The 11,872-nt window shown below is 41.9% G+C and carries 10 protein-coding genes and 1 pseudogene; 9 read left to right on the top strand and 2 right to left on the bottom strand.

The window, feature by feature from the left end:
* Nucleotides 1-260 precede the first annotated feature (260 nt).
* A complete protein-coding gene (locus V2H77_RS06580) occupies nt 261-1,103 on the top strand; it encodes a hypothetical protein (RefSeq protein WP_341498179.1) in 843 nt (280 codons plus the stop codon).
* Between the two features lie 84 nt (nt 1,104-1,187).
* Here the strand turns inward: V2H77_RS06580 and V2H77_RS06575 are convergent.
* Together V2H77_RS06575 and V2H77_RS06570 are read right to left on the bottom strand one after the other, a co-directional pair.
* Nucleotides 1,188-1,304, bottom strand: a pseudogene (locus V2H77_RS06575) (VapC toxin family PIN domain ribonuclease); the annotation flags it as partial.
* A gap of 55 nt (nt 1,305-1,359) precedes the next feature.
* Nucleotides 1,360-2,781, bottom strand: a complete 1,422-nt coding sequence (locus V2H77_RS06570) for an aminotransferase-like domain-containing protein (protein WP_341498178.1) — start codon at nt 2,779-2,781, stop codon at nt 1,360-1,362.
* A 130-nt stretch (nt 2,782-2,911) separates the two neighbouring features.
* Here V2H77_RS06570 and V2H77_RS06565 point away from each other — a divergent pair, with 130 nt between their 5' ends.
* From V2H77_RS06565 to V2H77_RS06530, 8 genes are all read left to right on the top strand, one after another.
* Nucleotides 2,912-4,249: a cytochrome ubiquinol oxidase subunit I gene (locus tag V2H77_RS06565; protein WP_341498177.1), complete on the top strand. Its 1,338-nt coding sequence runs from the start codon at nt 2,912-2,914 to the stop codon at nt 4,247-4,249.
* Complete coding sequence (gene cydB / locus V2H77_RS06560; protein WP_341498176.1) at nt 4,239-5,246, top strand: cytochrome d ubiquinol oxidase subunit II; 1,008 nt, start codon at nt 4,239-4,241, stop codon at nt 5,244-5,246. The genes V2H77_RS06565 and cydB overlap by 11 nt, the downstream gene beginning before the upstream one ends.
* Nucleotides 5,227-5,400 carry a DUF2474 domain-containing protein gene (locus V2H77_RS06555; RefSeq protein WP_265380931.1) on the top strand — a complete coding sequence of 58 codons (174 nt, stop codon included), beginning with the start codon at nt 5,227-5,229 and terminating at the stop codon, nt 5,398-5,400. Before cydB ends, V2H77_RS06555 begins: the two co-directional genes overlap by 20 nt.
* A 208-nt stretch (nt 5,401-5,608) precedes the next feature.
* Nucleotides 5,609-6,697, top strand: coding sequence for a histidine kinase (locus tag V2H77_RS06550; protein ID WP_341498175.1), 1,089 nt, complete (start codon nt 5,609-5,611; stop codon nt 6,695-6,697).
* A gap of 138 nt (nt 6,698-6,835) precedes the next feature.
* Nucleotides 6,836-7,669: a siderophore-interacting protein gene (locus V2H77_RS06545; protein ID WP_341498174.1), complete on the top strand. Its 834-nt coding sequence runs from the start codon at nt 6,836-6,838 to the stop codon at nt 7,667-7,669.
* Between the two features lie 580 nt (nt 7,670-8,249).
* Nucleotides 8,250-10,175: a lipase family protein gene (locus V2H77_RS06540; protein ID WP_341498173.1), complete on the top strand. Its 1,926-nt coding sequence runs from the start codon at nt 8,250-8,252 to the stop codon at nt 10,173-10,175.
* Nucleotides 10,172-10,924 carry a hypothetical protein gene (locus tag V2H77_RS06535; RefSeq protein ID WP_049581850.1) on the top strand — a complete coding sequence of 251 codons (753 nt, stop codon included), beginning with the start codon at nt 10,172-10,174 and terminating at the stop codon, nt 10,922-10,924. Before V2H77_RS06540 ends, V2H77_RS06535 begins: the two co-directional genes overlap by 4 nt.
* Nucleotides 10,925-11,025: 101 nt before the next feature.
* On the top strand, nt 11,026-11,778 hold the full coding sequence (locus V2H77_RS06530; RefSeq protein WP_341498172.1) for a hypothetical protein: 753 nt from the start codon (nt 11,026-11,028) through the stop codon (nt 11,776-11,778).
* Nucleotides 11,779-11,872: the final 94 nt, after the last annotated feature.

The following is an 11,872-nucleotide window of genomic DNA, read 5'->3' as shown; positions in this document are numbered from 1 at the left end:
TACTTAGTTTACACAAAAATATATTTAATATTTATCAATAAAAATTCAAAATAAAATATTCACTTACATAAATAATAATTCACAGAGAATAAAAACATGCTTTATTTATGGAATATTACCAAGCTAAAAAAACAGTAATATTAAGTACATGATTATCGATTTACCTCACTGTTAAAAATAAGGTTAAATATTGTTCCCTATTTTCAACAGTACTCTAACATTCAATCTCTAACTTAATAAATCTATTAAGGATAAAAATCATGGAAAACATCTTAAATAATCCTGATTATGCAGTTAAAAAAGCCCAAGAATGGATAGAACAAATTGAAAAAGGAGGAACAAGGCTCCTCAAAGATTGGGAACGTTCAGACAATATTATTATGAATTATTCTGATGCTGGAGATGCTTCTGACGTACAAAGCCCAGCTAATGGCGCAGCGACAGGAAATTATACACAGCTTGCAAGAGATTCTTCCACACCATCTAGAAATCCACTAAGCATTGCCGAAGGTTTGCAAACTGTTATTAATATGTGCCGTGCGGTCTCAGGCTATAATCCTTTAGATCCTCAAGGCCCAGGCAATAAAAAGAATTTCTTCTCATTTACAGAAGAATTATCTGGCGTTCCATTCCTTTCTTTGCTGTCAGCAAGCACGCAATATGTTATTCAAAAAAGCCATGATGCAGATGTTTTGATCAACTCTTTCCTGGAAAACTTCTTAGGGTTATCTAGTCAGGAGAAAGAGCAGATGAAAATCCCGCTGAGGCAATTGGCTATTGCTGCATTATCCTATGCAGGTAGAAGGCAAACTCAATCCAATTTCGTACAAAGTGTTCTTGCTACATCACCAAGAGGCGGCGTGTCATTCTTCTTGTATTGGTCTGAGTTTTCAATCATCGCTTCCGAAGATGATAAAGGCATGATCGAATTCAAATCTAGTTACCTCCTGCCGCAAGCAGAATATAACCTGAGATACGAATCATGGGTAAATGTAAGGCCGGCATTCGAGAAAGCACAGAAGGTATCATTAGAAGATTGGATTGACAGTATGACCACTCGGAAGAAAAAAGGAAGTAACGTAAGAGCGCTCTGTATAGAATAATGTGGTGAAATAACCCCAGAATGGTGTCTGCAAAAGCGTCGTGGACACCATAAGTTTCATTAAACAGGCGACAAACCACGGTAATTATTTTTCGCTGGCCCAATTCTCAACACGAAGGCCAAGAACCCGCTTAAATTCGCGCACATTATTAGTCACGATAATCAACCCTTGGCTTCTGGCATGTCCTGCTATTTGATTGTCATAAGCCCCAATGCATAAACCGCTTCCATGAAATTCTCCTTAATCGGGATTAATATCAGGCTATTTCAGCCAATAATGTATGGCAAATATTACCTAAAGTCTGCATAGCACGCTCCATTTCCTGATTCCAATCAAAAGAGGCATTAAGGCGGAAGGCATGATTAAACTGTTCGCTGGTACAAAACATACTACCCGGCGCAATGCTGATCCCTTCTGCCAATGCTAGCTGATAAAGCCGCTGTGCATTGAACAAAGGTTCAAATTCCAACCAGAGGAAATAGCCGCCTTTAGGGCAATTCACTTTTACTGAAGCGGGCATATAGTCACCAATCGCTCGCAACATCAGGTGTTGACGTTGCTCCAATGTGCGACGAAGGCGACGTAAGTGGTTGTCATATCCCCCCTCCGCCAGATAATCAGCAATTGCCAATTGCGTCGGCATGCTGGCAGAAACGGTGCTCATCATTTGTAGCTGTTGGATTTTCCTGGCATGTTTTCCTGCTGCAACCCAACCTACCCGAAATCCCGGCGCCAAACATTTAGAAAACGAGGAGCAATGCATGAAGTTGTTTTCACTATCCAACCCTTTCGCCGGTATAGGCCGTTGTTGATCAAAATAGAGTTCGCCATAAACATCATCTTCAATTAGCACCACTTGATTACTGTTCAGGATATCCACCAGCCGTAATTTACTTTCAGCAGACATCGTTCCCCCTAGCGGATTCTGAAAGTGAGTCATTAACCAACAGGCTTTTATCGGGTATTTCTGAACTACCTCCTCCAGCGCATCCAAATCAATACCGTTTTGTGGATCAGTTTTGACGGCTATCGCTTTCAAGCGTAAACGTTCAATCGCTTGTAAAGCACCGTAAAAAGCCGGTGATTCAATCACGACCCAATCACCCGGTTCAGTCACCGACTGTAAACTGAAACTCAGTGATTCCATCGCGCCAGCGGTAATGACAATTTCATCAGGAGAAACATGAATACCATGCATTGCATAGCGGCGCGATATGTTACGGCGTAACTTATCATTGCCCGGCGGCAAATTGGCTAAAGCGCTATGTGGCGCTATTCGCCTGGCAGCCGCCGCTAACGCTTTAGAGAGTTTAGGTTGAATCAATAAGGATGGATCTGGAAATGCTGAACCAAACGGAATAATCGCAGGATCTTTGCACGCCTGTAATACATCAAAAATAGAAGCGCTTATTTCCACGCTTTCACTTAAATGTAATCGCTTTCCCCCTTTTGCTGCGGCAAAAGGTTGCAAACGTTTAGCGACGTAATAACCCGATTGAGGCCGGGAAATGATCCATCCCTGACTTTCTAATAATTGATAAGATTGAACAACAGTCATCAAACTTAAGCCTGACAACTTCACTGATTCTCTCAATGAAGGTAATCTATCTCCCACCAGCCAAGTACCATCTTCAATATGTTGAAGAATTTGTTTGGCAAATTGTTCATAACGCTTCATTAATTCAGACCTCTCGCAAACTGTTATAGTTAATATACAGAAAACTGTCACTATTATAGTTATTTTTTTCATGCTTTACTTACCCACACACATTTCCTGCCTTTATTCAAACTAAAAATAAGAGGTCACTATGTTTGGTTTAAGTGCCTTGGAACTGGCCAGAATTCAATTCGCGTTTACCGTCTCGTTTCACATTATCTTTCCGGCGATTACCATCGGGTTGGCAAGCTTTTTAGCGGTACTGGAAGGGTTATGGCTGAAAACTCGGAATACCGATTACAAAGCGCTATATCATTTCTGGTCAAAAATTTTTGCCGTTAACTTCGGTATGGGCGTGGTTTCCGGTCTGGTTATGGCTTACCAGTTTGGCACCAACTGGAGTTTTTTCTCTGATTTTGCTGGTTCGATCACCGGCCCATTGTTGACTTACGAAGTACTGACCGCGTTCTTTCTTGAGGCGGGCTTTCTCGGCGTTATGTTATTTGGCTGGAATCGTGTAGGTGAAAAATTACATTTCTTCGCTACCTTGATGGTTGCGCTAGGTACCCTGATATCCACATTTTGGATACTGGCTTCCAATAGCTGGATGCAAACTCCGCAAGGCCACGAAATTGTCAATAATCAGGTCGTCCCGGTCGACTGGCTGGCAGTGATATTTAATCCCTCTTTTCCATATCGCCTGGCTCATATGTCTACTGCGGCCTTCCTCGCCTCAGCATTCTTTGTTGCAGCTTCGGCGGCATGGCATTTATTAAAAGGCAATGACTCGACAGCAATGAAAAAAATGCTATCCATGTCGATGTGGATGATTCTGATTATTGCGCCTTTACAGGCATTGATTGGTGATGCTCACGGTCTTAACACCCTCAAGCATCAACCCGCCAAAGTTGCGGCAATGGAAGGCCATTGGGAAAATCTTCCCGGCGAAGCCACTCCGCTGATCCTGTTTGGTATCCCGGATATGGAACGGGAAGAGACGCGTTATGCCATTAAAATTCCTTATCTCGCCAGTCTGATTTTGACTCACAGTATCGATAAGCAGGTTCCTGCGCTTAAGGAGTTTCCACCGGAAGACAGGCCAAATGCGCTTATGGTCTTCTGGTCATTTCGAGTGATGGTCGGCCTCGGTATGTTGATGATAATTGCCGGCTTTTGGGGGCTTTGGTTACGCTATAAGAGACGACTTTATCAGTCAAAAGCCTTCCTGCGTTTTATATTCTTGATGGCGCCTTCCGGCCTGATCGCCATTCTTGCCGGTTGGTTTACTACCGAAATAGGCCGTCAACCGTGGGTCGTTTATGGTTTGCTACGCACCAAAGATGCGGTATCTGCACACGGTGAAATACATATGAGCATCAGTCTGTTGCTTTTCATCGCGGTTTACAGCTCGGTATTTGGTGTGGGTTACGCTTATATGATGAAACTTATCCGCAAAGGTCCCAAAAAGGAGTTAAAAAATGGGTATTGATCTGCCGTTAATCTGGTTCATCATCATTGTGTTCAGCATCATGATGTACATTGTCATGGACGGTTTTGATCTTGGGATTGGGCTGCTTTATCCCACGGTTAAAAGCGATAGCGACCGCGATTTAATGATGAACAGCGTTGCGCCGGTGTGGGATGGTAACGAAACCTGGCTGGTGCTTGGCGGCGCGGGGTTATTCGGTGCCTTCCCTTTAGCTTACGCCGTTATCCTTGATGCATTAACAATCCCACTGACATTAATGTTATTTGGCCTGATCTTCCGTGGCGTCGCCTTTGAATTTCGTTTCAAAAGCGCGCCTGAACATCGTCATATCTGGGACAAAGCCTTTATCAGCGGCTCCGTAATGGCGACGTTTGTTCAAGGCGTAGTGGTGGGCGCCTTTATTCAAGGGTTCCCGGTGGAAAACCGCGCTTACGCCGGCGGCTATTTTGATTGGTTCTCACCCTTCCCTCTATTCTGTGGTTTTGGACTGGTGGTTGCCTACGCGCTGTTAGGCTGTGGCTGGCTGATTATGAAAACCGAAGGTCGCCTACAACAAAAGATGTACCGTGTCGCTCGACCGCTCATTTTTCTGATGCTGGCAGTTATCGCCATTATCAGTTTATGGACGCCATTCATTCATCCGGCAATAGCTGAACGTTGGTTCAGTCTACCTAACTTGTTGTTCTTCCTACCTGTGCCGCTGTTGGTGGTCTGGGCTGGCTGGAAACTTTTGCATTCCATCAAACGTAAAGCCCATTACACACCGTTTCTATTAGCACTGTTGTTAGTTTTTCTTGGCTACAGTGGATTAGGCATCAGTATCTGGCCTAACTTGATTCCACCGACAATCAGTTATGAAGCCGCGGCAGCGCCACAACAAAGTTTAGGTTTTATGCTGGTCGGCGCCCTACTTATCATCCCAGTGATTCTGGTTTACACCTGTTGGAGCTACTACGTTTTTCGGGGGAAAGTTAACCATGAACAAGGCTACCACTGATCAAGTCGCCACTAATCAAAACATCCCACGCCCTTCTGTATGGAAACGGATAGGCTGGATGGTAATGATTTGGTTATGCAGTGTGATGGCTCTTTTTGCTGTTTCCACACTATTTCGCCTTTTAATGACAGCAGCGGGTATGAAATTGAAGTAATTATTAACACTATTTAATAAATTGAGCTAAAGTTTTCATCAGTATTGCAGAACGGAATCTTAACCTGATGAAAGCAAGTTCAAATAACACCATTTTCAAAAATCAAAAACTGTTTGTAATCAACTCCATTATAAATTTATTTTTACTTTTTATCCTGTTGTTGATTAATAAACCGTCGATTACAGATTTAATTTTACCGTTATTGATAATGTTAAGTATTACAAATGTCTACTTTCTGATAAAAGTGGTACATAACTCTGTTCCTGTTAAAGAATGGCAACATGCAAGATACAAAGCAGAAATTAACGCTCTGAAACAAAAAAATGGCTATTTGGATTTTCTCTGTCAAAGCCATTTCAGACTCCAAAATTGTAAACTGCTACCGGAAAAGCTTCAGGAGATTTTTTCCCATCTCAATCGCCTGATCCCTTTCTGTGAAGCCAAAATCATCTTTTATCCATCACAACAAGAATATTTCTTCCGCAATCCTCACCAATGTCCCTATTTCGATATGCCGCTTATTACGAGATGGAATCTAGATGACAACATTGATAACTATGGAATACTCTGGATAAAAACACACAGAAATAGTGATCTTACTCCTGATGAAAAAAAACTGGTCCAGGATGTGGTGACTTTAATGACAAATAAACTATTACGGGAAAATCAGATCCAATGCCAACACCAGAGTATGTTGGCCGCAGAGAGAGCCGCTATTTCCCGTGAACTGCACGATTCCATTGCTCAATCCCTCTCTTTCCTTAAGATTCAAGTTAATTGCTTATACATCGGCAGTGATAATTTACCCAAGCAAAGTTTAACCTCACTGAATATGATTAAAGATGAGTTGAATATTGCCTATCGCCAGCTAAGAGAATTACTGGCAACGTTCAGGAATGAACAACCTCAATGTAATCTACAAGCATCTTTACAGGACTTGATTAATGAATTTAACCACCGTCTAGGCTTCAACATTGAATTCAATTACCGCCTGACACATCAGCACATTCCTGACAGTTACAGCAAACATTTGATACAAATCATTAGGGAATGTTTGAATAACTGTTATAAGCATGCCGATGCCAATTGGATTAGTGTCCGCATTTATCCGATTGATGACAAAATTATTACAGTTGTCAGTGATAACGGCCAGGGTATCAATCTGAACTGCATTAATAAGAACAAATTTGGCATGGCTATTATGCAAGACAGAGTTTCTATCTTGGGTGGACAATTACAGATAAAAAATCGTAAACATGGTGGTACAGAAGTAGAAATTCAATTTTCACTGGATTGAAAAAGGCAGATAAATCCCATTATCGGCAGCAATGCAATTTGTTGAATGATAATAATTAGCATTTGCGTTCATTGCTGTTACACTAAATTTGGTTTTATCAGATAATAACCTTCGGTAAATTTTCCAGAGGAATTTTACGTGACTAATAGAATAATTGAAGAAAAAAATATTTACCGCCCTGCGCCGCCAAGGCTTGTTCAGGTAAAAAACATTTTCGACGTGACACCTAATATGCGCAGCATTACTTTCACCAGCGAGTGTCTGGATAGTTATCCTACTGAATGTGAAGGCGGGCACCTAAAGATATTCTTACCGCTTCCGGGGCAGACCAAACCCGTATTACCTACTTTATCTCCAGAAGGCCCAATATGGCCGCCGAGTGAACTGCGTCCAATGACTCGCACTTACTCGGTTCGGGCCATCCGCACCGAACAAAAAGAGATCGATATTGAGTTTGCACTACACCACAACGGCGGCCCGGCAGTGGAATTTGCTTACCGAGCCCAAATTGGTGATTGGATCGGCATCACTAACCCCGGCGGCCCAGATCCATTATTGCCAAAAGTCAGCCATTATTATATGGCCGGTGATTCAAGTTCCTTACCGGCTATTGCCGCGTTACTGGAAACAGTAAAACCAGATGCGACTGGACAAGTGATTATTCGTATCGACAGTGAGCAAGATATTCAGGAATTAAAAAAACCGGCTGGAATAGCGATTCATTGGATCACCGGTGATGTTGAAATAACTGACACAATCGTATCTGAATTCAAATCCTGGTCATTACCAACAGAAGACGTCACTTTCTGGCTTGCCGGTGAAGATAAGTTGGTAAAAGAACTTCGTCGCTATATTCGCCGAGAAAAAGGCTATGAACGTCACCAGCTATATGCTATTCCCTACTGGAGGCACGGCTTTGATGAGGAAGGTTATCATGTCCTGCGCCATGAAGTGATGGATAGCGACGATTAACAGCCTTACATATTTATACTCGCTTGATCCCCTCTCCTATTGAAATCAGAGGATGAGGGAATCAGCGATACTGATATTATCAGCAAGATCACTTAAAACGAGGTTTTTAAAATCGAAGAAATGAGATTGACGATAACTCAATCTCTATTGAATTTGTAACACTTTCTTACAAATTATTTTTTCGTAAATTAAAAAAATGAAAATTTTCCTTGCTATTTACTGATGATTTAATAATCATAATTTAAGTTCCATCATATGGACAGTATGAAGGAAATTCCAACTCCTGTTCCCTTTGTTCAAAGGGATTAATCGATGGGATACATTTTTGTATTCCTGTCGTTCAACTCACTATTTACTCACGGCATAAGCGGTGTTTCTTATCTGTGGTAATAGGGTTTTGACTCTCTTATTTCTTTGGCGACGAAATCAATTACTGCTATCCAAACGGGATATTTATGCTGATTTCATCAGCATGATGATAAAGGTGATTGATAGCCGGACGGGGAAGTCTTATGAGACTTTCAACCCATGACATGCGGACTCGTGCCTATATAACGTTAATAGTAAGGAAAGAGTATCAATGAGCAAATTAAGCCCTCTCGATTGTCTCGACTGTAAAAACATGCTGAAAAACTGGTTGGAATTTCAGTTGGTGGATGAACAGGGAAAACCCTTGGTCAATATGCCTTATCGTTTGAAAATCCGAGGAAATCCTCGGCTAGGACGTAAAGGGGTTACCGATGGCAATGGATTATTAAGGGAAGAAGATATGCCGCCCCATCCGGTAACCCTGTATATCGGCGCCCAACCGCTGGCCGATGAAATGGAACAACGTTCGTTGCGGGAAAAACGGGGAGAGGAATTTTCAGTAGTGAAGCCAAAAGCAGAAGCGGAAGGTCATCAATATCGCTATGTGACTATCGGGCAGATCAGTGATGGGTTGCCGGCGCTAAATGATTGGAATGATCCCAAAAAAATTCCACCTCCCTATCATTTCCCAGACCCGGAACCAAAAGGCTATGAGGTTTATCCGGTAAATCGACGGTATGTACTGGAAGTATGTCCTTTTCGCGCATGGGTTTTGCAACTGCATCATCAGAAAGAGTATTCCATTGTTAATGCCTATAATCAGTGTTTGATGAGCGTGCTGGCCTATGCTGACGGGGATGTTGATGTTGAAGGCTCTGTACTTCATTTTTTTAACCGGCAAATGGTGGATGTCTCGAAGCTGCCTTATCAGATGGAAAAGGCATCGGCGACGCCTGTAGTTTACGATGTGCCATTTAGTGAACGTTATACCCGGGTGGAGTTTATTGATTCACAAGCGGGGGACAACAAGCAGAGTGATACCAAACTGTTTTATGTTGCCAGTAAGAAAGATGTGATTGTGAGTTGGCGGGGAACGGCTAGCCTGGAGAATTACCTGACTGATGCCACCTTCCAGCCATTGGCTTTAAGCTGCGATGATGACAAAGCGTTGTGCAGCGAGTTTATTCATCATGGCAAAGTGCATAAAGGGTTTTGGGAGGCATTCAGTCTGGTTGGGAAGTTAAAAGTTCCCAGTGATGAAACTGAAACTAAAACAGTGTTTCGAAATATCGCCGGTTTGGTTACAAACAAGCGATTATTTATTTGTGGCCATAGTTTGGGAGGTGCGTTGGCATTATTGCACAGCGCACAACTAAAAGAACACAATCCTTGTCTCTACAGTTACGGGATGCCGCGAACATTAACTCGTAGTGCAGTAGAGGAATTGTCCTCCATTATCCACTATCGCCATGTTAATGAAGATGATGTAATTCCTTCTGTACCATTTGAGCAGGATATGGATAATGGTTTTTTCAATTACTGGACGCTGGCGGGGTATGACTGGGAAATCATGAAATTATTGTCACCCTCACCGATTATTCAGGCAATTAAGCAGGCGACAGCCAGTAAAGAAATTTATCTGCATCATGGTAAAGTGGTTCATTTTTTTCAAGCCAACAGTTGCCCAGAATGGCTGATTTCCGCCCGGAATATCTCTCTTATAACGGGTATTGCCGAAGAAATATTGAGCAATACTACAAAGCTCTATTTAATTCCTGAATTGAACCAGGAAACAAAAAAGGATTTTTCTCTGGCCGGCGAGCAGCAAAATGCGTTGTTTAATCAGCTCAGCCAACAAGAAAAAGACAAACTGTTTGTTGAAAACAGAAGTGCTGATTTGAAAGGCGGATTCGGTTTTTCTAACCATAGCTCATATAAATATGCGGGGTATATTGACCAGCGCCTCAGAGAGTTATGTGAACCGGATAAGATTACGGCCTATCAGGACAGTCAACGTCAATTTAAGGCGAAAATGGATAGTTATAAGATGCTTATCCCTGACAATGTTTACTACCGAAATCTCTATTTTCTGGATATGGATAAGCAGTTAATAAAATCACTGATTGTAAGCCAGCAAGAAGAACAAGGAACACTGGCCTTACAACATTACTGTGATAAGAAGGAACTGTCTGTATGAAAATATTTAAAGTAACGCTGTCCTTATTATTTCTCTATTTTATTTACTGGGCATTTGGCGATACCTTTTTTAACTGGCTTTTTCCTTTTTCATCTGCCGGAAAGGAGCCGTTAATTACTGTGGAAGGCATAGCGCCGAAATACACAAAACCCTATGTATCCGCACAGTATATATCAAAAAACTGTCTTAAATATCAGTTTGATGCAGGTATGTCACCTTTTAAAGTGCCGACTTATTATAGATTGCGTCTAGATGTGAAATCAGATTCACAAACCGGTTACTTTCAGGTGAAGTTACCTTTTAATGGTGGGGGCTGGTGTAAATGGAAAATTAATCGGGCCTCTGTGGCAGTGGGTTATGCCGATGTTAGTCACTTGGTGAAAGATGCTGTTCCCTCTTCAGGAACAGGATTAGCAGCCTTTATCAATGACGCAGCGCGAACAAATTATTCTGAAGCCTCTGAAACTCGTGCATTGAATACTATAGATTACAGACCGGTTATTTATCCTGTTTTAAACATGTTCGAGGGATATCCAGACGGAATTTCCTTACAGGGTGAGGTGGATTTATTTCCTTTTCGGCTGAAATTAATTCCAGGAGCGGAATGGAAAATCACCTTTAAACCTAAGCTGGATGAAACCAAAATGCCCAAAATTACTATTACTAACGGTAAGGGAGAATGGGTTGAATATCCTGATGGACGAATTGACCTTAATCGCCAAACAATAGACTACTGGAAAATAAAGTAACGTTATCAGAGTCTTCTATAAAAATCATTGACCGTCAGTCAGCAAGAAGAAAAAGGGAAACTGGCTTTACAGTACTACTGCGATGGTAAGGAACTTTCAGCATGAGGATATTAAAAATCACACTGTCATTATTACTGCTGTCTTTTATTTACTGGTCGATGGGAGATACCTTTTTTAACTGGCTATTTCCCTTTTCATCTAAGGGAAAGGGGCCGTGGATCACAGTGGAAGGCGTCATGCCGAAATACACCGAGCCGTATGTAGCAGCAAGATATATCTCAAAATCTTGTCTTGAATATGAATTTAGTGCGACGATGACACCTCATAAGGTACCAACCTACAATGTGCTTTACCAAGAGGTAACCTCTGATCCCCAAACAGGTTATTTTCAGACAAAATTGCCTTTTAGTGGTGGAGGTTGGTGTAAATGGAAGATTGAGCGGGCTTATGTATCGGCGAATTATACCGATGTCAGTCACTTGGTGAAAGATGCTATACCCTATTCGGGGACAGGTTTAACCGCTTTTATCAACGATGCTGACCGAGAAAATTACTCTGAAGCCTCTGAGACTCGCGCACTGAATACTATAGATTACAGGCCGGTTATTTACCCTGTTTTAGATTTGACGGAGGGATTTCCGAAACATATATCCTTACAGGGAGTAGTAGATTCGTTTCCTTTTCGGCTGAAATTAACTCCAGGAGCAGAGTGGAAAATTACCTTTAAGCCTAAGCTAGATGAAACCAAAATGCCGAAAATTACTGTCACTAACGGAAGGGGGGAGTGGGTTGAATATCCTGATGGCAGAATTGATTTAAATAGAGATTCTATTGATTACTGGAAAATAAAGTAGCGTTATCAGAGAGTCTTCTGTAAAAATCATTGACCGTTAGCCAGCAAGAAGAACAAAGGACACTGGCCTTACAGCATTACTGTGATAAGAAGGA

Origin of the sequence: Photorhabdus sp. P32 (assembly GCF_038085095.1) — a bacterium.
In the GTDB taxonomy this organism is placed as follows: domain Bacteria; phylum Pseudomonadota; class Gammaproteobacteria; order Enterobacterales; family Enterobacteriaceae; genus Photorhabdus; species Photorhabdus luminescens.
Note: the sequence above shows the minus strand (reverse complement) of the source record. Positions and strands in the feature narration are given on the sequence as shown.